Source organism: Stenotrophomonas sp. TWI1151 (assembly GCF_039673135.1).
Taxonomy (GTDB): domain Bacteria; phylum Pseudomonadota; class Gammaproteobacteria; order Xanthomonadales; family Xanthomonadaceae; genus Stenotrophomonas.
In genome coordinates this window covers 708,670-731,615 of sequence record NZ_JBDJLA010000001.1, presented here as the reverse complement: position 1 = coordinate 731,615, position 22,946 = coordinate 708,670, and the positions used below count along the sequence as shown (strand labels likewise).

Below are 22,946 nucleotides of genomic sequence, written 5' to 3'. Positions count from 1 at the left end.
GAAGGCCGTATGCGTCGCCGTTTTGTAGTCCTAGCCATCTCCTGCGTTGTTCCGTTGTTCCTTGTGGCCTGCGGAACGTCGGACGATATCGACCCCCGCACCGCGCCCCCCATCGTCCGGGTTGCCCAGGTCCAAACGGGCGCGGGGAACGCACGCACGTTTACGGGCACCATTGCCGCACGGGTGCAGAGCGACCTGGCGTTCCGAGTGGGAGGCAAGGTCACCGAACGCCTCGTCGAGACCGGGCAGACCGTCAAGCGTGGTGACGTGCTTTACCGGATCGATCCCATCGATCTGAATCTGGCAGCGGCGTCCCAGCAGCAAGCGGTGATTGCGGCCCGGGCGCAGAGCGTCCAAGCCATTGCCGACGAAGCGCGGTATCGCGATCTGGCCGCCAAGGGTGTCGTGTCCCGGTCGGCCTATGATCAGATCAAGGCGGCGGCAGAGGCGGCCTCAGCGCAGCTCAGAGCAGCCGAAGCGCAAGCCCGGGTAGCGCGTAATGCCAGTCAATACACCGCGCTCATTGCCGATGCTGATGGGGTGGTCATGACCATCTCCGCTGAGCCCGGTCAGGTTGTGGCGGCGGGGCAGATCGTCGCCCGGCTTGCCCGTGCAGGCAGCAGGGAGGCAGTGGTCCAACTGCCCGAGACGCTGCGTCCCCAGATCGGCTCCGTGGCCTCGGCGTCCTCGTTCGGGGGCAGCGGCAAGGTCCCCGCGCGGTTGCGCGTGCTCTCAGAGTCCGCAGACCCCGCAACCCGGACCTTTGAAGCCCGCTACACCCTGGAAGACGGCAATACGCCGCTGCCGTTGGGGTCGACAGTGGCCGTAGCGCTTGCTGGCGCAGAGCCTGCCGGCGTCTCGGCTGGCGTTGAGGTTCCGCTGGGCGCGCTGTTCGATCCCGGCACCGGAACCGGCGTATGGGTGATCAGCGGTGAGCCGCTCAAGGCTCATTGGACGCCGGTCGCGGTCAAGCAGCTGGGCGACGACCAAGCCTTGGTGGAGGGCACTTTGAAGGCCTCGGATCGCGTGGCGGCGCTAGGCGCACATCTGCTCCGCGAAGGGCAGGTGGTTCGCCTGGCTGACAGCGCCACGAGCACCGCTGCGAACGGAGCCCGTCAGTGAGTGGTTTCAATCTGTCGGCGCTTGCGGTGCGCGAGCGTGCCATCACGGTCTTCTTGATCTTCCTGATTTCCGTTGCCGGCATTGTTTCTTTCTTCCAGCTTGGCCGCGCGGAGGACCCCGCGTTTACCGTCAAGGTCATGACTATCGTGACGGCCTGGCCGGGCGCTACGCCCACGGAGATGCAGGACCAGGTCGCCGAGAAGCTGGAAAAGCGATTGCAGGAGCTTCGCTGGTATGACCGCAGCGAAACCTATACGCGGCCTGGGCTGTCCTTCACCACGTTGACATTGCAGGACGGCACGCCGCCTTCGGAAGTGCAGGAGGAGTTCTACCAGGCGCGCAAGAAGATGGCCGACGAAGCGGCGAACCTGCCCGCAGGCGTGATCGGTCCGATGGTCAACGACGAATACGCGGATGTGACCTTCGCTCTGTTCGCATTGAAAGCGAGGGGTGAGCCGTTCCGCCTGCTTTCGCGTGATGCCGAGACGCTGCGTCAGCGATTGCTGCACGTTCCTGGCGTGAAAAAGGTCAACATCATTGGTGAGCAATCCGAGCGCATCTATGTGGAGCTGTCCCACGAGCGGTTGGCGAACTTGGGTATCACGCCACAGGAGGTATTCGGAGCGCTGAACGGACAGAATGCCCTGACCCCCGCAGGCTCGGTCGAGGCCAAGGGCCCGCAGATCTTCATTCGCCTCGATGGCGCACTGGATCAGCTGGACAAGATTCGCGATACGCCCATCGTTGCACAGGGAAAGACCCTCAAATTGCAGGACATTGCCACCGTCAAGCGGGGCTATGAGGATCCGTCGACCTTCATGATCCGCAACGGCGGCGAGCCGGCGATGCTGCTTGGGATCGTCATGCGCGACGGCTGGAATGGCCTGGATCTTGGCACCTCACTCGATGCGGAGGTCAAGAAGATCAATGACGGGCTTCCTGTGGGCATGGCACTGGACAAGGTCACCGACCAGGCCGTGAACATCAGCGCGTCGGTCGACGAGTTCATGATGAAGTTCTTCGCCGCGCTGCTGGTGGTGATGCTGGTCTGCTTTGTCAGCATGGGCTGGCGGGTGGGTGTCGTGGTGGCGGCAGCCGTGCCGCTGACGCTGGCTGCTGTGTTCATGGTGATGGCCGCAACCGGCAAGAACTTTGATCGCATCACGCTCGGCTCGCTGATCCTGGCACTGGGCCTGCTGGTGGACGACGCGATCATTGCCATCGAGATGATGGTAGTGAAGATGGAAGAGGGTTACAGCCGGGTCAAGGCATCGGCCTACGCGTGGAGCCATACGGCAGCGCCGATGCTGGCGGGCACCTTGGTGACTGCGGTGGGCTTCATGCCCAATGGCTTTGCACGGTCCACCGCGGGCGAATACACCAGCAACATGTTCTGGATCGTGGGCATCGCGCTGATCGTGTCGTGGGTGGTCGCGGTGTTCTTTACGCCGTACCTGGGTGTGAAGCTTCTGCCTGAACTCAAGGTTGTGGAAGGCGGTCACAGCAGTCTTTACGACACGCCGCGCTACAACGGCTTCCGGTCGATCCTGGCGCGCGTGATTGCGCGCAAGTGGCTTGCCGCAGGCTCGGTGATTGGCCTGTTTGTGCTTGCTGTAGTGGGCATGGGGCTGGTGAAAAAGCAGTTCTTCCCCATTTCCGATCGGCCGGAAGTGCTGGTCGAAGTGCAGATGCCCTACGGCACGGCCATCGAACAGACCAACCTGGCCACCAGGAAGGTGGAGCAGTGGCTCGCTGGGCAGGAAGAAGCGAAGATCGTCACGGCCTACATCGGTCAGGGCGCGCCCCGGTTCTATCTCGCCATCTCGCCGGAACTGCCGGACCCGGCGTTTGCCAAGATCGTGGTGCGTACCGACAGCCAGGAACAGCGCGATGCCTTGAAAGCACGGCTGCGTCAGGCGGTGGCGGAGGGCTTGGCGCCCGAAGCGCGGGTGCGTGTGACCCAGCTGGTGTTTGGGCCTTACTCACCTTACCCGGTGGCGTATCGCGTCAGTGGTCCGGACCCGGACGTCATCCGTGGCATTGCGGCCAAGGTTGAGCAGACCCTGCACGCCAGCCCGATGATGCGCACGGTCAACAGCGATTGGGGCGTGCGCACGCCAACGCTGCACTTCACGCTGGATCAGGACCGCCTGCAAGCGATGGGAATGACGTCGGCCTCTGTCTCGCAGCAACTGCAGTTCTTCCTGAGCGGGGTGCCGGTCACTGCCGTGCGCGAGGACATCCGCACCGTCGAGGTTGTCGCTCGGTCAGGCGGGGACACACGCCTGGATCCTGCGCGGATTGCGGATTTCACGTTGGTCGGCGCTGCGGGCCAGCGCGTGCCGCTGTCCCAGATCGGCACGGTGCAGGTCCGGATGGAAGAGCCGGTGCTGCGCCGCCGTGACCGGGTGCCTACCATCACCGTGCGCGGTGACATTGACGATGCGTTGCAGCCACCGGACGTATCGGCAGCGATCAGCAAGCAGCTTGAGCCCCTCATTGCCTCGCTGCCCGAGGGCTACGCCATTGCCCAGGCCGGTTCCATTGAGGAATCGGGCAAGGCAATGAGCGCCATGCTGCCGCTGTTCCCGATCATGCTGGCGGTGACCCTGCTGATCATCATCCTGCAGGTGCGGTCCATCTCGGCAATGATCATGGTCTTCATGACCAGTCCGTTGGGGCTGATCGGCGTGGTCCCAACGCTGCTGCTGTTCCAGCAGCCGTTCGGCATCAACGCGCTGGTGGGGTTGATTGCGTTGTCAGGCATCTTGATGCGCAACACGCTCATCCTCATCGGCCAGATTCACGAGAACGAAGAAGCCGGGATGGAAACCTTCCACGCCATCATCGAGGCGACGGTTCACCGAGCGCGCCCGGTGATCCTGACGTCCCTGGCAGCGGTGCTTGCGTTCATTCCGCTGACCCATTCGGTGTTCTGGGGAACGCTTGCCTACACGTTGATTGGCGGCACCATCGCCGGCACCGTGATGACGCTGGTCTTCCTGCCGGCGATGTATGCCATCTGGTTCAAGGTCCGAGCGGAAAAGACCCCCGTTGCCTGACATTGGCCCGGACCGCTTTTATATGGGAGTGATTCATGAGCATTGCTGACAAAGACCGCATCGTGGTGACCGGAATGGGCGTAGTCAGCCCACTCGGCTGCGGGGTTGAAACCGTGTGGTCCCGTCTGTTGGCGGGGCGCTCCGGCATCGGATCGCTGGGTGCTGATCTTGCGGCCGGAACCGGCAGTGAAGTCGGCGGACGTGTGCCTGACCGCGTTCAAGACCCGGAGGCGGGCTTTGATTCCACCGGGATCATTGCGCCAAAAGATCTCAAGAAGATGGATCGGTTCGTTGAGTTTGCGCTGGTTGCCGCGCATGAAGCGCTTGAGCAGGCGGGCTGGCATGATGCCGATGAACGCGGGCTGCTGCGAACCGCCACCGTGATTGCCACCGGGATAGGCGGGTTTGGATCGATCGTCAATGCGGTCCACACCACCGACAGCCGCGGGCCTGGTCGATTGTCGCCGTTCACTGCGCCCACCTTCCTGGCCAACATGGCGTCTGGGCAGGCATCGATCCGCTACGGGTTCAAGGGACCGCAGGGCGCGCCCGTGACGGCGTGCGCAGCGGGCGTCCAGGCGATCGGCGACGCAGCGCGCCTCATCCGGGCCGGAGAGGCGGACATCGCGCTGTGCGGTGGGGCGGAGGCCGCGATGCACCGGGTCAGCCTGGGGGGCTTCGCGGCGGCCAAGGCGTTGAGTACCTCTTTCAATGACACCCCACAAGCAGCGTCTCGCCCCTTCGATGCGCAGCGGGACGGGTTCGTCATGTCGGAAGGGGCAGGGTTGCTGGTCATTGAGCGGCTGGACCACGCCCTGGCGCGTGGGGCCAAGCCGCTTGCCGAACTGGTTGGCTACGGCACAACCTCTGATGCCTACCATCTGACGGCCGGTCCCGACGACGGCAGTGGCGCGCGGCGGGCGATGGAGATTGCGCTGGCGCAGGCGGGCATCACGCCGGCGCAGGTGGATCACATCAATGCGCATGCGACCTCTACGCAGGTCGGTGATCGGGCAGAGCTCGCGTCGATGCGGGCGCTGTTTGGTTCCCGCTCCGATCTGCTGATCTCTGCCACCAAGTCCAGCACGGGCCACCTGCTCGGAGCGGCTGGCGGCATTGAGGCCATCTTCACCGTTCTTGCCCTGCGTGATCAGGTTGCGCCCGCGACCCTCAATCTCGAACATCCTGACGCGCTGGCAGAAGGGCTCTCAATCGTCGCCGGTCAGCCACAGAAGGCAGATATCGAATTTGCCCTGAGCAACGGGTTTGGGTTTGGCGGCGTCAATGCCAGTGTGCTGTTCCGACGCCTATGAACGCGGCTGCCTCAAGCTCCTTCGCAAGCAAAACCACGCTGCGCTGGGAGAATGCCAGGGCGCAGAGCCGACGGTGCATCCTGGACGCGGCCGCTACCGTGTTCGCAGAGGAAGGGTTTGAGGGCGCAACGATGAGGCGCATCGCTGCTGTCTGTGGCGTCACCAAGGTCACGATCTACGCGCATTATCGTGACAAAGAGCGCCTCTACAAGGCGGTCATGGACAGCCATCTCGCAGCGATGGCGTCGGGTAAGCCCGACATGCAGGGAACGGCAGGCCTGGGCGACGCGCTGATGCGCATCAGTAGTGGTATCGGACGACTGGCGGCAGATGCTTCCTGTCGGGCATTCTGCGCCTCGTTGTCGCGCTCCATTTACGCCAGTGAGGTCTACATCGAACATTGGAACGCGATGCTGGAGCCGTATCTCACGTGTGCGGAGCAAGCGTTTGCGAAGGCTTCAGTCCGCGCGAGCAATGCCGGTGACGGCGAGAAGTTCCTCACGCTCCTCCTTGCAGGGCATGGCCTGCCTGGTGGGGCAAGGCCCATGGCCGAGTGCGGTGCAACCGTCGCGCTTTTTGTGCGGGCCTATGACGCCTTCGGGCAGTGACCCGTATGGCTTAGAATCGGCCTGAAACCTGCCATCGGATCGTCAAGGAGACGTGCCTGCAATGATAAGGATATCCATGCCCACTTTCCTCGCCGCTGCGTTTTCCGCTGTCGGCTTGACGACGTTTGCAGCAGCGACCGAGGCGCTGCCCAGCGGATTGGAGGTGGCGCTCCACCGCGTAGCGGCCGTCGCGCAGGCGCCCGCCTCGACGCAGGCAGCAGAGACATTGTGGGGAACGCCGTTGGATGCGCCCGTGGTGCTGCATGACCGCACCACCGGAACACGTTGGCGTTTGAATGCCGTCACTGGCGGTGTGGAGTCTGTTGCGCTGCGCAAGGATCAACCGCCCGCGAACACCTGCATCGACATCGACGGCACCTCCAACGTGCTGTTGGTGCTGCCTCTGCCCGTGGACAACGACGGACTCGCGACCCTGTTCTGGCATGAACAATGGCACTGCGTGCAGACAGCGCTTGGACTCTCGGCGTCTGAAGGCGATACAGCGCATCTGGATGACGAGAGTGGCCGAACGGCAGTGCGATTGGAGCTGCGTGCGCTCGGGCAGGCGCTGTCCGCGACCGATGATGGCGATCGCCGAAGGCATATCGCGGCCGCGTTGCGGTTCCGGGCGCTTCGATCTGGCGAGGTGGCGTCGGGCGCCCGCGCGCTCGCCGAAGAGGCGAAGGTTGAACGCAACGAGGGCCTTGCCGAGTACACAGGCCGCAAGGTGGCGGCCGCTGCCAACGGAGAGAGTGTGCTGCCCGTGTTGGTGAGGACGCTGGCTGCGGCAGATGCCTCGGCAAGCTATGTCCGCTCGGCGGCGTACGTGACCGGGCCGGCGTACGGCGTTCTGCTGGATCGTTGGTCCCCGGGCTGGCGCAGCGGACTGTCGACCACGTCCGACCTGCCCGGGCTGCTGGCCGATCAACTCGGTATGCCGCCCAGCGCGTCCGATCTCGAGGACATCGGGCGCGGTTATGGGATGGACGAGGTGCGTGCGCAGGAGCAGGAGCGCGCAGCGATCCGGGCGCAGCGCATTGCTGTGTATCGCGAACGGTTCCTCGGAAGCGATGCCGTTCGGCTGCCACTGAGCAAGCCCTCCGCGTCGTTCGATCCGCGCACGCTCCTTCCGCTGGGCGAGGTGGGAACGGTCTATACGCCGCTGACGGTGCGCGACGAATGGGGCGAGCTGACGGCGGAATCTGGTGCGTTGCTGTCGAAAGACTGGAGGCTCGTGACCTTGGGCGGCGGCGCGCTTGCTGGTGGTGCCTCGAACTGGACAGGACCAGGCTGGAGCCTCGCTCTCAGCGAGGGCTGGCAACTGGAGAGGGACTCTGACGGGTGGCGTCTGACGCGCCGGAAGGAAGACGGTAACCGCAGGTAGAAGAGGTGCTGGATCGTCTGCGACCTACCGCATCTCCACCACCACCTTGCCCTTGGCCCGGCCGCTCTCAACGTGGGCCAGGGCGCCTTGGGTCTGCTGGAACGGGAAGACCCGGTCGATGACCGGATGGATCGCACCAGCCTCCACCAGCGAGGTGATCTCGCTCAACTGCTGGCCGCTGGCCCGCATGAACACGAAGGTGTACGTCACGCCCTTCTGCTTGGCCTTGCTGCGGATGCCATGGCTGAGCAGGCGCATGACCTGCTTGAGCGGCCAGGCCAGCGCGCGCGCACTGGCAAACGCGGGCGTGGGTGGCCCCGAGATCGAAATGAGATGCCCGCCCGGCCTGAGGATCTGCAGCGAGCGGGTCAGTTCATCCTTGCCGAGGCTGTTGAGCACCACATCGTAGTCGCGCAGTTCCGTCGCGAAATCCTGCTGTTTGTAATCAATGACGACGTCTGCGCCGAGATCCTTCACCCACGCGACGTTGGCGGTACTGGTGGTGGTGGCCACGAAGGCGCCCAGATGCTTGGCCAGCTGGATCGCCACCGTCCCGACGCCGCCGGAGCCGGCCTGGATGAAGACCTTCTGCCCAGCTTTGAGCTGGGCGGTTTCGACCAGTGCCTGCCATGCGGTCAGCGCGACCAGGGGCAGCGAGGCGGCCTCCACCATGGCGAGGTTGCCGGGTTTGAGCGCCACCGAGGCAGCATTGACCGCAATGAATTCGGCGAACGTGCCGATGCGATCATCGTCGGGACGCGCATACACCTCATCGCCGGGGTTGAAGTGGTGCACCCCGGCACCGACACTTACCACCGTGCCGGCCATATCGTTGCCAAGAATCAGCGGCAGGCGATAAGGCAGGATCAGCTTGAACTCCCCGGTGCGTATCTTGGTGTCCAGCGCATTGACGCTGGCCGCGTGCACGCGGATGAGCACATCGTCATCGCGCAGCGGAGGCTGTGGGGCGTCGCCGATGCGGCCGGTCTCTTTTTTGCCATAACGGTCGACGAGGAAGGCTTTCATGGGCGGTGTGTCTCTGGTGGAGGGTTGCCGTCAGGCTGCGGGGCAGGGAACGTGGTGGGCGCATCAGTTATCGAGGAACGCTAGCGCGTCCCGAACGAACTCGTCGTGATACTGGAATATCCCGCCATGACCGGCGTCGTCGTAGAGGACCAGCGTTGCATCGGGAATGCGGTGGGCCAGATCGCCACTGTTGGGTGTGGGGACCATGATGTCGCTGTCCCCATTCGCGATGAGCACCGGGATACGGATGTCGCCCAGGTCCTGGGGCGATTGCCTGCCCCACGCGGTGATCGCCTTCAGTTGCCGCAGGAACGCCCCGGGTGAGGCTGGCCTGTCGCGATCATTCGTGCGTTCCTTCAACCGTTGCAGGAACGCGGTGGCCGCCTGTCGGCTGCGGGCGCTGGCGGTGAAGAACAGGTAGTACTTGGGATCGCGCCGCGTCAGCAGGCCCTTGAGGATCAAGGGCCAGGACACGCGGCCCACCCGGTCGATACCGCGGCCACCCGCTGGCCCGGTACCGGTCAGGATGAGCCGACGCACCAGGTCGGGCGCGTCCAGCACCACCTGCTGCGCAACGAAACCGCCGAGCGAGAAGCCGAGCAGATCGACGCTGCCCAAGCCCATCGTGCGAATCAGCGCGATCGTGTCCTGCGCCATTTCCGCGACGGTTACCGGTGCTTTGCCACCTGATCCTCCAATGCCACGGTAGTCGATGGCGATGACGCGATGCCTGCTGGCCAGGCCATCCACGATGTGCGGGTCGAAGTTGTCGAGCACCGCGCCCCAGTGGTTGAGCATGACCAGCGGGGAGCCGTTCTGCGGCCCCAGTTCGCGGTACGCGAAACGGGTGCCATCGACCTCCAGCGAGCGGGTCGGTGCATTCTCGAACGAACGTCTGGAGGCGGGGGGCGTGCTGGGAAGCGTCACGGTCGCGTACCTGTGGGGTCAGGGCTTCACTCGGTGGGGCGATAGCGTTCCGCCGCCTGCGCCTGCCGGATGTCCGAGAGCAGGCCCTGACGCGATGCGTCCAGCGTGTCCCAGCGTTCGGCCACATGCAGCGGTGGAATCGTGACGGTCTCGCGGCGATCAAAGCCGACCAGCGCCGCATCAACCAGCTCGCCGACATCCATCACCTCCGGCAACGTGTTGATGTCGATACCGGCCCGCTGCCAGATCTCGGTGCGCGTCGTCGCCGGCAGCACAGCCTGAACGTAGACCCCCTTGGGCGTCAGCTCCAGGCTGAGCCCCTGCGACAGGAACAGCACGAAGGCTTTGGTCGCACCGTAGACGGACATGCCGAACTCCGGCGCCAGCCCAACCACCGAGCCGATGTTGATGATCGCGCCTTCACCGGCGTTGGCCAGTCGCGGTGCAACCGCAGCGGCCAAGCGGGTCAGGGCGAGGGTGTTCAGCGTGATCAGTTGTTCGATGCTGTCGGCCGACTGCTCGGTGAAGCCACCGGATTGGGCGATGCCGGCGTTGTTGATCAGGATGCCGATGCGCGCATCCTCGCGGAGGCGGGCTTCAACGGTGGCCAGGTCGCTGCGCAGGGTGAGGTCGGCCGGAAGTACATCGATGGCAACGCCGGTGTCGTGGCGCAGGCGCACGGCCAGTGCGTCCAGCCGCGCCGTGTCGCGCGCGACCAGTACCAGATCGTGGCCGCGGCGAGCAAATCGTTCGGCGTAAACGGTGCCGATGCCGCTGGAGGCGCCGGTGATGAGGACAGCAGGAAGCAGGCTCATGGTGTGTCTCTTGACATGTAATGGGGGAACGGGGATGCAGCGCGGCGATGGCGACGGGGTTACTGCGCGAACGTGTCGGTCAGGGCGGGGTAGTCGGTGTAGCCTTCCGCGCCGCCGCCATACAACGTGGCCGGGTTAAGGGCGTTCAAGGGCGCGCCGGTTTCCAGGCGTTCGACCAGATCCGGATTGCTGATGAAGGCACGGCCAAAGGCGAACAGGTCGGCCTTGCCACCGGCGAGATGCGCGTTGGCCAGCTCCAGGTCATAGCCGTTGTTGGCCAGGTAGGTGCCGGTGAAACGGCGGCGCAGGCCGTCGAAGTCGAACGGGGCGACATCGCGCGGGCCGCCCGTCGCGCCTTCGACCACATGCAGGTAGACGACGCCCAGCGCGCTGAGCTGATCGACGATGTAGTCGTACTGCGGCTGCGGATCGCTGATGGTCGCGATGGCGTTGGCCGGCGAGACCGGCGAGAGGCGCACGCCGGTGCGATCGGCGCCGATCTCAGCGGCTACGGCCGCAGTGACCTCCAGCAGCAGGCGTGCACGGTTTTCGATCGAGCCGCCGTAGGCATCGGTGCGCTGGTTGGCGCCGTCCTTGATGAACTGCTCGAGCAGGTAGCCGTTGGCACCGTGGATTTCGACACCATCGAACCCGGCGGCGATCGCATTGGCGGCGGCCTGACGGAAGTCGTTGACGATGGCCGGCAGTTCGTCGATCTCCAGTGCACGCGGCTCGGACACATCGACAAAGCCGTTGTGGACGAAGGTCTTGGTGTGCGCCCGGATGGCCGAGGCGGACACGGGCGCGGCGTTGCCGGGCTGCAGATCCACGTGGGAGATGCGGCCCACGTGCCACAGCTGCACGAAGATGCGCCCGCCGCGCGCGTGCACGGCATCGTTGACCTTGCGCCAGCCATCGATCTGATCCTGCGTGTAAAGCCCCGGCGTGTCCTGGTAACCCTGGGCCTGCGCCGAGATCTGGGTGGCCTCGGTGATGATCAGGCCGGCCGAAGCGCGCTGGGCGTAGTAGGTGGCGGCGAACGGACCGGGCACAAGACCGGCCCCGGCGCGGTTGCGCGTCAACGGTGCCATCACGATGCGGTTGGCCAGGGACAGCGGGCCAAGGGGGTAGGACTGGAAGAGCGTCGAGGTCGTCATGGTGGGTGCGGGGTCGTGAGCGGTGAGGGATGGCGCAGGCGGGCCGGCAGTGGCGTCGCCTGGAAGTGACTCAATGATGATGACCGTAATCTTAGATGTCAATGGTTTGATGATGGTGATCATCTATCCGTGGTAAAGTGCGCGTCTATCGAGGCAGAACGGCAAGAGACCACCCGTCATGAAGGTCACCAAGGCACAGGCGCAGGCCAACCGGGCGCACATCGTCGACACCGCTTCCACGCTTTTCAGGGAGCGGGGCTACGACGGTGTGGGCGTCGCAGACCTCATGGCGGCCGCCGGCTTTACCCATGGCGGCTTCTACAAGCACTTCGGCTCCAAGGCCGACCTGATGGCGGAGGCAGCAAGCTGCGGCCTGGCGAGATCGGCCGATGCCGCCGCCGACATGGACCTGGCGAGCTTCATGCGCTACTACCTGTCCCGGCAGCATCGTGACGCGCCAGGCCAGGGCTGCACCATGTCGGCGCTGTGCACCGACGCGGCGCGTCAGCCGGATCCGGTCAAGGCGGCCTTCGCTGCAGGTATCGAGGCGCAGCTGGCCGTCTCTCCCTACGCGGAAGGGCAGGCCGACGGCCCCACGTCGGAACAGGCGCGTGCTCGGCGCATCGCGTTGATGGCCCAGGCGGTCGGCGCGATGGTGTTGTCCAGGTCCTGCCCGGACGACTCGCCGCTGGCGGACGAGATTCTGGATGTGTGCCGGGAAGACGTGCTGGCGCGGTTGGGTGGTGTGCCCAACGGCTGACGCGTGCTGGCCCAGATCCGCAACGCGCAGTACGTGGCGCGCAACGCGTGTCCTGCCACTCGTCCGGTCGCCTCATGTCGTCGTGCGCGCGCCTCGTGCGCTAGCGATGGAAAAGCGTGCACGTCGCCTCTAGCTGGCTCACCGCTTGGTTCGCCTGACCGGGCCTGAAAATCGGAGGCTGCGTCTTGTACCACGCCGGTGGCAGCCCATCATCACGCTCCCTCTACGTCTCCCAGCTTCAACTGAATGCCGGTCATGGCGCTGGTGAAAAGGCCGCTATAGTCCGAACACCCCAGACAAAGGAGGCACTGCAATGTTTCTGACCACAAAACAAATGACGACGGCGCGTACGCTGGCTGTGGCAATCATCGCTACCGTAGGCCTCAGTTCCTGCGCCACGTACAAGGACGAGTTCGCAACGATCAACTCACGCCTTGATCAACTCGACACGAAAGTGCAGGGCGCGGCCCAGAGCGCCGAATCGGCCAATCAATCCGCGCAGCAGGCCAACCAGCGTCTGGATCAGATCGAAGGCCGTGTGCAGCAGCTCGAACAGGCGCCCCGCCGCAAGCCACGCGGTTGATCGCTCGTGCTCCGTGTGTGAGCAACGTTTGAATCGACAACGGGTGGCCTACGCAGGCCACCCGTTGTCGATGATCGTGCAATCGTCATTGCAAGGAAGTGTCCCATCCGTACGCACTCTTACCCCGTAGTCCTGGCCCTTCGCGGCGCACTGACCATGGCGCTGGCGCTGGCAAGCATCGGCGTGGCAAACGCCGAGGATGCGGCTGCGCAGCCGACAGCCGCTGTCGATGAACTCCCGCCAGGCCAGGAAGTATCCAACACCGTGATCGAACTCGCGGGCTGGGTGGTTGCCACCAAGGACAGCCAGGGCTATCCGTTCGCCATCATGGACAAGGCCGCTGCCCAGGTGCTGGTCTTCGATGGCGAGGGCCGGCTTCGCGGCGCGGCGTCCGGGCTGTTCGGCTCGGCCACCGGTGACCATACGGCCCCCGGTATTGCCGGTCTTGCGCTTCGCGAGATTCCGGGTCGGGACCGTACGACGCCTGCAGGTCGCTTCGTGGGCGGGTACGGCCCGTCGATCGATGCCGGTCGCGTGCTGTGGGTGGATTACGAGTCCGCCGTCTCCATCCATCCGACGGCGATGGGCGTCCCGGCCGAAAGGCGCGTGGAACGTCTGGCATCTCCCTCGCCGGACGACAACCGCGTTACCCATGGCTGCATCAATGTGTCGCCAGGGTTCTACGAGAAGGTCATCCAGGCGACGTTCGAGCGGGGCGGGGTGTTCTACGTCCTGCCGGACAAAGCGTCGATAGCGGAGACCTTCCCGGAGTTCGCGAAGAGCCGTGCGGCGACGCAGGGCGACGAGGGAACCCGGGCTGGCCCTGCCGGCAAGTGAGGAGCGCATCGCATCACGGTGCATGCCGTTCGAAGTGTGCTTCAAGCACGTTGATGTCTGCCTCAACAACGACAGCAGCCACGTAGCCATCCGGCCGGATCAGCAGCCACTCACCCGGCTCCAGACCCTAGGCCTCGGCGAAGTGTCCGGCCGCATCACGCAGATCGCCGCCCTGGCCGATGACATGCATGCGCAGACCCTTCCGCGCAGGTGCGGCGGCGCGGCGGGTTTCGTAACCCAGCAACGTCCAATGGGTCCCGCGAAAAACCTCGAACAGGCGTACTGGCTGACCCCCCGCACCCTGCAAAAGGGCGTCAGGGGCGCGGCAACCCGGCGTGATACGCCCACTTCGGAGCTCGGCAGGTAGCGAGAGCGAGGCGTCGGCGTACCCGAGGTCGAGCTGCTGGACCTCGCGCCCACGTCGATTGTCGCCGCGTTGTGCGTGGTCAAGCAGCGTGGTTGCAAGCCCGAGCATGGAGGCCGCAATGGGGCGTCGCTCTTGTTCGTACGTACCGAGAAGCGCGTCCGGTGCACCCTGCAGCACTGCAGCCAGTTTCCATCCAAGGTTGTACGCATCCTGCACGCTGGTGTTCAGGCCCTGGCCGCCGGTGGGTGGATGCGTATGGGCAGCATCGCCTGCCAGGAAGACGCGGCCGTCGCGGTAACGCTCTGCCAGCCGGGCGCTCATCTGGTAGGCCGAGGCCCATTGCACGTCGAGAACGGTGAGATCATGGCGACCGGTCCGCGCACGCACCATGGCACCGAGGCCGTCGGCCGAGAGGTCCACCTCACCCTCCAGCGGGACCGGCGCCTGCAGTTGGAACAGGCGTGTTCCCATGAGTGGACACAGAGAGATCCGTTGCGCCATGTCGTCCTGGTTGAACGTATGCCAGGCGTCGCGTGGCAGCCCTTGCAGCACGATGTCGGCCACCACCGCGCGCACGCCCAGCGTTTTGCCGGGGAAGCCGATACCCAGCGCCTGGCGCACGAAGCTGCGCCCGCCGTCGGTGCCGATCAGGTAGCGCGTGCGCACGGTCTGCTCGCCCGTTGGCGTGGCAAGACGGACGCTTACCCCGGTGTCGTCCTGCTCGACGCCGATCACTCCGTGTCCGAAGTCGACCCGGTGCCCCAGCTCCGCCAAGCGGTCGCGCATCACGGACTCGGTCAGGAACTGCGGCACCATCAGCGGCTGTCGATACGGTTCGGCCGGGGAAGCCGGCGCCGCTTCGATGACGGCGGCGTCCGTGTGGGTGCCATCAGCATGATGCGAGCGCGAGACCGGGTAGAGGCCGCCGGCCGCGAACAGCTGATCGACGATGCCCATTTCTTCGAAGACTTCCTGGCTACGCGGCTGGATACCTTTGCCACGCGACCCATGGAACGGGTTTTCCCGCTGCTCCACCAGGCGGAATGCCACGCCACGGCGGGCCAATTCGATGGCCAGGGTGAGGCCGGCTGCGCCGGCGCCACAGATCACTACGTCAGGGGTGTTGCCCATTGCATCGCTCCAGGTATGTGTAATATGCACTTACTTGGAGGGGATGCTATGCCGGTGAAAAAGAAGGTGCAAGATACACATAATTCGGCCGAGTTGAGGTCGCTTCACCTGTCGATGGTCAGCCTCGCCAGTGTGATGAACCGCCCGCGCAACGATGAACGGCTGATCCAGGAGGCGGGCGTGACGCTGGACCAGGCGTTGTTCCGGCTGCTGGTGGTGATCGAACGGGTAGGGCCGATCGGGGTGGTTGAGCTGGCCGATCGCCTGGGCCGGGATTACACGACCATCAGCCGTCAGGTGGCCAAGCTGGCTGCGATGGAACTGGTCACGCGTCGCGGTAACCCCCAGGACCGCCGCATCCGTGAGGCGACCATTGCGCCGAAGGGCAAGGACATGACGGACCGGTTGGATGCCGCACGTGAGCGGATCGGCCGGGAGATCTTCGCCTCCTGGCCTGCGCAGGATGTATCGGAGCTGGTGCGTTTGATGGCAAAGTTCGCCAGCGCGCTGGAAGCGCGGGAGCGCGAGCCGTAACGACGCACCGCGGACGTTTCAGCCCACCTGTTCGTCGCTTGGCCCAGTCACAACCTCAAGGCATTACACGTGAAAGGATTCCCGTTGCTTCCGCTGCTGCTTGCAGTGTCGTTACACGCCAGTGCCATCGTCATTCGCCACGATGTGGAGGATGCCGCGTACCGCGTTCGCGCCACCGAGTTTCCCGCCCTCGTGGACATGCCCGGCGAGGGCCACGGCGCGTTGATCGCACCACAGTGGGTGCTGACTGCCGCGCACACGCTGCCGATGCAGGCCGATCTCAAGCAGGTGATGATCAACGGTACTGCGCGGGAGGTTGAGCGCGTCATCACCCATCCCGGCTACAGGACGCTGCCCCAGACGTTGATCGATCAGGCCATGGCCAGCGGCGAGGCGATGCTGATCGTGGTGTTTCTCGCCTCGGGCGATGATGTTGCGCTGATCCGGTTGAAGGCGCCGGTCACCGACGTGGCGCCGGTGGCCCTTTACGGCGACAGCGACGAGGCCGGTCAGATCGCGAAGATTTTAGGAAAGGGTGCAACGGGTACCGGCGCCACCGGGCATTCTCCCAACGGCCCCAATCGCACCGAGCTCCGGCGTGCGTTCAACCGGATCACCAGTGCCTACGACCGCTGGCTCTGCTACGTGTTCGACGAACCGCCGGAAGCGTTGCCCCTCGAGGGCGTGCTGGGCAACGGCGACAGCGGTGGTCCGGTGCTCATCGAGCGCGATGGCCAATGGCTGCTGGCCGGGCAGGGCGCCTGGAAGGTCGTGCAGGGTAATGTGCTGACGGCTCGACCCGGGCGCTATGGTCAGGTGACCTGCAATGTGCGGATGAGCCACTACGCGGATTGGATTGAGCGCGTGATGACCGAGCAGCCGTAGGCAGTGCTGGAGGGCAGGATCTGGCGGACTGGCGTCGCCGCCAGCACGACGTCAGCTCCGATGCCTGGGCTATGATCCAGACGCCAGTAGCAAGGGAGCATCACTCACATGGATGTCGTGGAACCGCTGGATGTGCTTCGCACTTCCGTACGCCGCCTCACTTGGTTGACTGTCGCGCTTGCAGTGCTTGTCGTGGGCCTGACGGTGGCGGTCATCGCACTGTCGATGGCGCCGCGAGGTGCTCTCACCGTTGATGAAGTCCGCGCCCGTCGCATCGTTGTGCTGGATGACCAAGGCGTCATGCGCGTTGAGATGGGCCAGGATTCACATGATGCCGGCCGACGATCGCGCACAGCCGGCGTCTGGCTGTACGACGCCAAAGGCGACGAACGCGGTGGGATGGCAACCCACGAAGATGGCCTGGTAGGTCTTGCCTTCGATGCTCCGGTGGGGAAGGGCGAGGATCACCTGCGTGATCGCCTGAGCCTGCGCGTGGATGCCGATGGTGCGGCCCAGGTGCTGCTCACGGACAACCTGACCCGTGGCATCGTGGGCCTGCTGTCCGACGGTGCAGGCAACGGCGGGGTGGAGACGTATCGCTGGGACATGGGGGCAAAGCTCATCCATCGCCGTTACATCACGTTCGATCTGGACGAGCGGCAGGAACGCCCGTTGGGCGAGCCGCAGATGCAGTAGTCCGGCCTCAAGGGCTGTCGTCTGGAGGGCAGCCTGTGCGCGTCGGCGTACGCCGGTGAAGTGCGAAAGCGGTAGCCAGCATGCAGATGCCGGCGATGCCCATCACCCAGGCGAAGCCACCGGCCATCGCGCTGCGGTAAATCACTGCTGGCAAGGACCCCGTAACGGCAGCCGGGTGCTGGATCATGCTGTGCGCGTGCTGTGCGAGCACGAACTGCCCGGTTGCCGTCGCAGTGGTACGGAACTGCTGTACGGCCCACAGGCTCATCAGGCTGCCAAGCAATGCGATGCCCAGGCTCATCCCGGCTTGGCGCAGGGCATTCATGGTGGCTGAGGCGATACCTGCGCGTTCCGGTGGGGTGCGCGCCATGACCGCCATGCCCGTAGCTGGCACCGCCAGACCCATGCCTGCTCCCAGCGCCATGAGGCACATAGTGGCAAAGCCTCCGGCGGTGTCCGTAGTGAAACGGGCCATCGCACACAGCGCCAGCCCTGCCAATGCATAGCCCCACGCCAGCGCCGCATGCAGCCCGAGGCGCACGGCAATGCGGCCGAACATCAACGACACCACCCCCATCACCAGGAATTGAGGGGCCAGCTGCCATCCGGCCTGTGCCGCGGTCTTTCCCTGTACCTGCTGGAAGAACAATGAAAGGAAGAACAGGCTGGCATAGGCAGTTAAGCCGAGCACGAACGAGGCGAGATTGAGCAGGGCGAAGCGACGGTCGGCGAAAAGATCCAGCGGCAGCAGCGGGCGCGTGACCCGACGTTGTACCAGCGAGAACGCCAACAATGCCACCAGCGCCGTGATCAACGAGAACCAGGTAGCGGGTGCGGACCACCCGCGCCCGCCGATACCGATCAGCCCGTAGGAGAGGGCTGCCAAGGCCAGCGTGCTGAGGATCTGCCCAGCGGGATCCATGGCCGCGTGCTGAGGATGACGTCGCTCGGGAATGCTCCAGGCGCCCAGCGCCAGTGCCACCGCCCCCAACGGAAGGTTGATCAGGAAGATGCTCTGCCATCCGGTCCACTGTACGAGCAGGCCGCCCAGCAACGGCCCAAGCACCAGCGCCAGCGCGCTGAAGGCGGACCATCCTCCGATGGCGCGCGCCCGTTGGCCGGGGTCCGGAAACGCATGGGTGAGGAGGGGCATCGCACTGGGGATCAGCAGCGCTCCCGCCACGCCCTGGATCGTGCGGCCGATCACCAGGACCGGCAGATCGGTGGCGCACGCGCAGACCAGTGATCCGGCAATGAACGTTGCCACGCTCGCCAGCCACATCCGGCGATGGCCATGGCGGTCACTGAGAGGGCCGGCCGAGAGCATGAAAGCGGACAGCGCGATGGCATAGGCATTGATGACCCACTGCAGCCCGGCGAGGTCGGTCTGCAACGCCCGTTGCAGCGTCGGCAGCGCGACGTTGACGATGCTGATGTCCAGCGAGGCAAGGAAGGTACCGAGGTATGCGGCCAGCACCAACGCTGGCTTTTTGAAGTGCTGCATGGGACGGAGCCTGTAGAGCGACCGCGCTTATCCTAGATAATGACTGACCGTCGGTCAATGACCGACGGTCAGTCATCTGTCTCGGCGGATTACACTACCGACACCCATCGCTCCCCTTTCAATACCCACGATGCAGACCCCAGCCCCGGCCAGGCCACGCACCAAACCCGCCTCCATCCGTCTCGAAGAACTGATGGATGCGGCCGAGACGCTGTTCCTGTCGCGCGGGGTGGAACAGACGACGATCAGCGAGATCGTCGCTGCCGCCGATGTGGCCAAGGGCACGTTCTATACCTACTTCGCTTCAAAAACGGATGTACTGAGAGCCCTGGCGGAGCGCTACACGCAGCGCTTCGTGGACGCACTGGAGCAGGCGATGCAAGAGCATCCGGCGGATGATGGAGAGGCTCGCCTGCGCGCCTGGATCGAAGCGAGCATCGCCCTCTATGCCCGGACCCATGCCGTGCACGACGTGGTGTACGCCAACCATCATCATCTTGATCGAGCCAACCGCGAGCGGAATGCGCTCCTTCAGCAGTTGCAGGGCATCCTGGAAGTGGGGGTGGCATCCGGGCTATGGCAGCTGCCCAGTCCCAGGGTGACGGCCTCGTTGATCTATGCCGGTGTGCATGGCGCAACCGATGACTTGATCGCGACACCGGAGCAGGATGCGGCGGCATTCAGTGCGGCTGTGGTGGAGGATTGTCTGGCGATGGTCGGCGCTCGAAGACCATCCGTGCGCCCGAAGAAGCGCGGCTGAGCCGGTGGACAACTTCACCGTGGCAATGCCATCGCCAATGTCGCGCTGTATGCGGAGATCACCGCCGAAGCGCATCGCGATCCGGTGATTGCCCAGGTGCTGCGCCGGCACGACAGGCAGACCCGTGCGGCGATCACCGCGTGGTTGCGGCAGCACGACATCGCGCGCGGCCGCACGCCCGAAGACGCCGACACACGTAGCGGGCGCTGCTGGCAGCCACGATTGCAACCGTGCTGGGGAAGCAAGCGCAGTCACGTGGATTTCACGGATCGGCGCGGTTAATCCGCCTGTGGCGGCCTCCCCGCTGTCCCGTGTGGAGCGGATCCAATGCGCATGCTTCCTTCGCTTCTCCTTGTCTGCGCGCTGGCCCCGGTGGGGGCGACATACGCCCAGGCACCCAAGGCAGCTGTCGGGGCCGTGGCGTCACCGCATACCTCCGATGGCATGGCCTGCGACAGCCCGAACCAGTCGCAGGCCGGGCTCAACCAATGTGCCAGCAACAGCGCGCAGCGCGCCGATGCCGAGCTCAATCGGATCTATGCCAAGGTGCTGGCGCTCAATGCCCAGGACACGGTGTTCCTGGAACGGTTCAAGGCAGCCCAGCGCGCCTGGCTGGTGTTCCGCGATGCCCAGATCGCGGCGCGGTATCCGTCTCCAGACGACTATGGGAGCGTGCTGCCGATGTGCCAGAGCGTTGAATACGAGCAGCTGACCCTGGATCGGATCAAGCAGCTCAAGGCCTGGGTTGGCGGGGTCGAGGAGGGTGACGTGTGCGCCGGGTCCTATCCCATGAGCGGGCGCTAGCCGGGGCCGTTTAACGCGTCGGTACGGCCAGGTGCGCACACTGGTCCTGTCTGCACTGTCCCTCATGCACAGGAACCGGAGATCCCATGTCCTTCAACGCCCTCCTTGCGACCAAGACCGGCGATACCATCGCGGCCGGTGTCGTCCCGCTGACCGAGCAGGATCTGATGCCCGGCGACGTCACCGTTGCCGTGGAGTACTCCACGGTGAATTACAAGGACGCCCTCGCGCTGAGCGGGCGCTCGCCGGTGATCCGCACGTTTCCGCTGATTCCCGGTATCGATCTGGCCGGTGTGGTTGAAACGTCGACCCACCCCGGGTTTGCCCCGGGCGATCGCGTGCTGGTCAACGGCTGGGGTTTGAGCCAGACCCACCACGGAGGCTATGCGCAGAAGGCGCGCGTGCCCGGCGAGTGGCTGGTGAAGATTCCCGCGGCATTTTCCAGCCGCGATGCGATGGCGGTCGGTACCGCCGGCTACACCGCGATGCTCTCGGTACTGGCACTCGAGCACGGCGGGGTGAGTCCCGATCACGGCGATATCCTGGTCACCGGGGCCAACGGCGGCGCCGGCTCCATCGCGATCGCACTGCTGTCCACGCTGGGCTATCGGGTGGTTGCATCGACGGGTCGGCTGGAGGAGTCCGCGTATCTCAAGGCGCTGGGTGCGGCCGAGATCATCGATCGGGCGACCTTGTCCGCGCCAGGTGCACCGATCGCCAAGGAACGCTGGGCCGGTGCGATCGACGCGGTGGGCAGCCACACGTTGGCCAATGTGCTGGCGCAGACGCGCTATCGTGGCGTGGTGGCGGCCTTCGGATTGGCCCAAGGCGCGGATCTGCCGGGTTCGGTGCTGCCTTTCATCCTGCGCAACGTGACGCTCGCCGGCATCGACTCGGTCAACGCGCCTTACGCCGCGCGCGAGCAGGCCTGGACGCGCCTGGCTACCGATCTGGACCTGGGCAAGCTGGCGCGCACCACGCAGATGATCGGGCTGGCCGAGGTGCCGGCGCTGGCCGACCAGGTGCTGCAGGGGCGTGTACAGGGCCGCACTGTGGTCGACGTCAACGCGTGATCCTGTCGCGGCACTAAGCCGGGTGGGGGCCAGGCAGCTGCTTGACCAGCTGTTCGGCCATGGCCTTGTAGATCGGCACGCGGCACACCAGGCCGGAGACGCCGCGCGCGATCAGCACGGTGGCCAGAATGGGCAGCAGCATATCGCTGCTGTCGGTCAGCTCCAGCGAGATGACCGCCGAGGTCAACGGTGCCTGGGTGACGCCGGTCAGGTAGGCACACATCCCCAGCAGCACGAAGATGCGTTCATCGACCGAAGGCATGAGGGCGGCGAGGTTGTGGCCGAGCCCGGCGCCGACGGCCAGGGCGGGCGAGAACAGGCCGCCGGGAATACCGGCGACGTAAGAGACCAGATTGGCGACCAGCTTCATCAGGCCGAACTCGTGACCCACCGAGGGCGCTCCCTGCACCAGTCCCTTGGCCTGCTCGTAGCCGGTGCCGAAGGCCCCTGCGCCAAAGGCGGCGCCCAGCAGCACCAGGGCGAGCCCGCACAGCGCCGCCAGCAGGACCGGATGGCGCTGGCGCAGCGTGCCCAGCCAGCGTGGCCTGCCTTCCATGGTCAGCAGCACGGCTTTGGCGAACAGGCCGCCAAGCAGTCCCGCGACGGTGCCGCACAGCACGATCGCCAGCCAGGCCTGCCCCAGCGGCAACGTGGCAGTCACCTTGCCGAAGTACGTGTAGTTGCCGAGCAGGCCCAGCGACACCACGCCACCCACGATGACCGCGGTGAGCAGCGTGCCGGAGAAGCGGTGCTCGAAGCGGCCGCTGAGTTCTTCGATGGCAAACACGATGCCCGCCAGCGGGGTATTGAAGGCCGCCGCGATGCCGGCTGCGCCACCGGCGAGCAGAAAGTGGGACAGCTCTTTCGGATCGCGGAACCCGAACCATCGCCCGAACATGTACATCACGCTGGCACCGACGTGCACGGTAGGGCCCTCACGGCCGACCGAGGCGCCCCCGAGCAACGACAGCGTGGTCAAGGCGAGTTTGCCGGCCGATACGCCCAGCGAGAGATTGTCACGCCGGAACGTGGGCGTCGGGATCTCCAGGGCCGCGATCACCTGCGGAATGCCGCTGCCGCGGGTGGGCTTGAGCGCACCACTGGTCAGCCACGCCAACAGCGCGAACACGGTTGGGGTGAGCAGCAGCGCCCACCAGATCGACTGGGCGATGATCGACTGGAAGACCCGGAAGGCCGCATCGCTGGCCTTGGCAAACACGATCGCGACCAGGGCGACAGCCACGGCACCGCCCCACAGGGCCGCACGGCGCTTCCACGCATCCCTGGACAGGAGAGGGCGTTGAGGGTCTGGCGAGGTCATGGGGCGAATTATCCCACGGTGATTCGCCGGTCCTCTTCACCGAATCTGTCGGTTTGCGCTTTCAAGCGCGGGTGCCCGCGCGGTGCCCGGTCAGGCACGCTGCGGGTTTACGTGCCGCGAGTGTCCGCGCGATCGTGTGGATCCGGGCGAATTTCAGCGGTGTCTGGCGTACCGATGAGGTGGCGCGCGTTGCGTGCATGAGTCGCTCGAGCTTCCATGCCCATTTCAGGGCGGTCACGGCGATGAGCCCGCTGGACTTCCGCCCGGTGGTTGCGCG

General features: G+C 65.3%; 21 protein-coding genes. 14 read left to right on the top strand and 7 right to left on the bottom strand.

What is annotated here, in order from left to right; genetic code table 11:
• The first annotated feature begins 9 nt into the window (after window positions 1–9).
• From ABE422_RS03165 to ABE422_RS03145, 5 genes are all read left to right on the top strand, one after another.
• On the top strand, window positions 10–1,122 hold the full coding sequence (locus ABE422_RS03165) for an efflux RND transporter periplasmic adaptor subunit (RefSeq protein WP_346482447.1): 1,113 nt from the start codon (window positions 10–12) through the stop codon (window positions 1,120–1,122).
• The gene (locus tag ABE422_RS03160) at window positions 1,119–4,184 is read left to right on the top strand and encodes an efflux RND transporter permease subunit (protein WP_346482446.1); all 3,066 of its coding nucleotides are present in this window, start codon (window positions 1,119–1,121) and stop codon (window positions 4,182–4,184) included. The genes ABE422_RS03165 and ABE422_RS03160 overlap by 4 nt, the downstream gene beginning before the upstream one ends.
• Before the next feature lie 35 nt (window positions 4,185–4,219).
• Entirely contained in the window at window positions 4,220–5,497 is a 1,278-nt protein-coding gene (gene fabF, locus ABE422_RS03155; protein ID WP_346462583.1) for a beta-ketoacyl-ACP synthase II, read from the top strand.
• On the top strand, window positions 5,494–6,105 hold the full coding sequence (locus ABE422_RS03150) for a helix-turn-helix domain-containing protein (RefSeq protein ID WP_313218626.1): 612 nt from the start codon (window positions 5,494–5,496) through the stop codon (window positions 6,103–6,105). Before fabF ends, ABE422_RS03150 begins: the two co-directional genes overlap by 4 nt.
• 76 nt (window positions 6,106–6,181) lie before the next feature.
• Window positions 6,182–7,489 carry a hypothetical protein gene (locus tag ABE422_RS03145; protein ID WP_346482445.1) on the top strand — a complete coding sequence of 436 codons (1,308 nt, stop codon included), beginning with the start codon at window positions 6,182–6,184 and terminating at the stop codon, window positions 7,487–7,489.
• A gap of 24 nt (window positions 7,490–7,513) precedes the next feature.
• Here the strand turns inward: ABE422_RS03145 and ABE422_RS03140 are convergent, their stop codons facing one another.
• The 4 genes from ABE422_RS03140 to ABE422_RS03125 form a co-directional block, all read right to left on the bottom strand.
• Window positions 7,514–8,515 (bottom strand): NADP-dependent oxidoreductase, encoded by a 1,002-nt coding sequence (locus ABE422_RS03140; protein ID WP_346482444.1) that lies wholly within the window; start codon window positions 8,513–8,515, stop codon window positions 7,514–7,516.
• A gap of 63 nt (window positions 8,516–8,578) precedes the next feature.
• Window positions 8,579–9,442, bottom strand: a complete 864-nt coding sequence (locus ABE422_RS03135; protein ID WP_346482443.1) for an alpha/beta hydrolase — start codon at window positions 9,440–9,442, stop codon at window positions 8,579–8,581.
• Window positions 9,443–9,468: 26 nt separating this feature from the next.
• A complete protein-coding gene (locus tag ABE422_RS03130; protein ID WP_313218622.1) occupies window positions 9,469–10,257 on the bottom strand; it encodes an SDR family oxidoreductase in 789 nt (262 codons plus the stop codon).
• A gap of 59 nt (window positions 10,258–10,316) precedes the next feature.
• Window positions 10,317–11,414 (bottom strand): alkene reductase, encoded by a 1,098-nt coding sequence (locus ABE422_RS03125; RefSeq protein WP_346482442.1) that lies wholly within the window; start codon window positions 11,412–11,414, stop codon window positions 10,317–10,319.
• Between the two features lie 178 nt (window positions 11,415–11,592).
• On the opposite strand from ABE422_RS03125, the gene ABE422_RS03120 reads away from it, so the two are divergent.
• The 3 genes from ABE422_RS03120 (at window position 11,593) to ABE422_RS03110 (ending at window position 13,594) form a co-directional block, all read left to right on the top strand.
• The gene (locus ABE422_RS03120; RefSeq protein ID WP_346482441.1) at window positions 11,593–12,174 is read left to right on the top strand and encodes a TetR family transcriptional regulator; all 582 of its coding nucleotides are present in this window, start codon (window positions 11,593–11,595) and stop codon (window positions 12,172–12,174) included.
• A gap of 313 nt (window positions 12,175–12,487) precedes the next feature.
• Window positions 12,488–12,757 (top strand): hypothetical protein, encoded by a 270-nt coding sequence (locus ABE422_RS03115; protein ID WP_121037094.1) that lies wholly within the window; start codon window positions 12,488–12,490, stop codon window positions 12,755–12,757.
• 156 nt (window positions 12,758–12,913) lie between these two features.
• Complete coding sequence (locus tag ABE422_RS03110) at window positions 12,914–13,594, top strand: hypothetical protein (RefSeq protein ID WP_313212376.1); 681 nt, start codon at window positions 12,914–12,916, stop codon at window positions 13,592–13,594.
• Window positions 13,595–13,721: 127 nt separating this feature from the next.
• Here ABE422_RS03110 and ABE422_RS03105 read toward each other — a convergent pair whose 3' ends face one another.
• Window positions 13,722–15,092: an FAD-dependent oxidoreductase gene (locus tag ABE422_RS03105; RefSeq protein WP_346482440.1), complete on the bottom strand. Its 1,371-nt coding sequence runs from the start codon at window positions 15,090–15,092 to the stop codon at window positions 13,722–13,724.
• Between the two features lie 48 nt (window positions 15,093–15,140).
• On the opposite strand from ABE422_RS03105, the gene ABE422_RS03100 reads away from it, so the two are divergent.
• From ABE422_RS03100 to ABE422_RS03090, 3 genes are all read left to right on the top strand, one after another.
• Entirely contained in the window at window positions 15,141–15,626 is a 486-nt protein-coding gene (locus ABE422_RS03100) for a MarR family winged helix-turn-helix transcriptional regulator (RefSeq protein WP_313218618.1), read from the top strand.
• An 84-nt stretch (window positions 15,627–15,710) separates the two neighbouring features.
• A complete protein-coding gene (locus ABE422_RS03095) occupies window positions 15,711–16,511 on the top strand; it encodes a trypsin-like serine protease (protein WP_346482439.1) in 801 nt (266 codons plus the stop codon).
• 108 nt (window positions 16,512–16,619) lie between these two features.
• Complete coding sequence (locus tag ABE422_RS03090) at window positions 16,620–17,207, top strand: hypothetical protein (protein WP_346466193.1); 588 nt, start codon at window positions 16,620–16,622, stop codon at window positions 17,205–17,207.
• Window positions 17,208–17,214: 7 nt separating this feature from the next.
• Here ABE422_RS03090 and ABE422_RS03085 read toward each other — a convergent pair whose 3' ends face one another.
• On the bottom strand, window positions 17,215–18,711 hold the full coding sequence (locus ABE422_RS03085) for an MFS transporter (protein WP_346482438.1): 1,497 nt from the start codon (window positions 18,709–18,711) through the stop codon (window positions 17,215–17,217).
• A 130-nt stretch (window positions 18,712–18,841) separates the two neighbouring features.
• On the opposite strand from ABE422_RS03085, the gene ABE422_RS03080 reads away from it, so the two are divergent.
• The 3 genes from ABE422_RS03080 (at window position 18,842) to ABE422_RS03070 (ending at window position 21,348) form a co-directional block, all read left to right on the top strand.
• Window positions 18,842–19,471 (top strand): TetR/AcrR family transcriptional regulator, encoded by a 630-nt coding sequence (locus ABE422_RS03080; RefSeq protein WP_313212382.1) that lies wholly within the window; start codon window positions 18,842–18,844, stop codon window positions 19,469–19,471.
• A gap of 333 nt (window positions 19,472–19,804) precedes the next feature.
• Window positions 19,805–20,275: a lysozyme inhibitor LprI family protein gene (locus ABE422_RS03075; RefSeq protein WP_346482437.1), complete on the top strand. Its 471-nt coding sequence runs from the start codon at window positions 19,805–19,807 to the stop codon at window positions 20,273–20,275.
• A gap of 86 nt (window positions 20,276–20,361) precedes the next feature.
• Window positions 20,362–21,348: an MDR family oxidoreductase gene (locus ABE422_RS03070; protein WP_313212384.1), complete on the top strand. Its 987-nt coding sequence runs from the start codon at window positions 20,362–20,364 to the stop codon at window positions 21,346–21,348.
• A 13-nt stretch (window positions 21,349–21,361) separates the two neighbouring features.
• Here ABE422_RS03070 and ABE422_RS03065 read toward each other — a convergent pair whose 3' ends face one another.
• Window positions 21,362–22,669 carry a chloride channel protein gene (locus tag ABE422_RS03065; protein ID WP_070470811.1) on the bottom strand — a complete coding sequence of 436 codons (1,308 nt, stop codon included), beginning with the start codon at window positions 22,667–22,669 and terminating at the stop codon, window positions 21,362–21,364.
• Window positions 22,670–22,946: the final 277 nt, after the last annotated feature.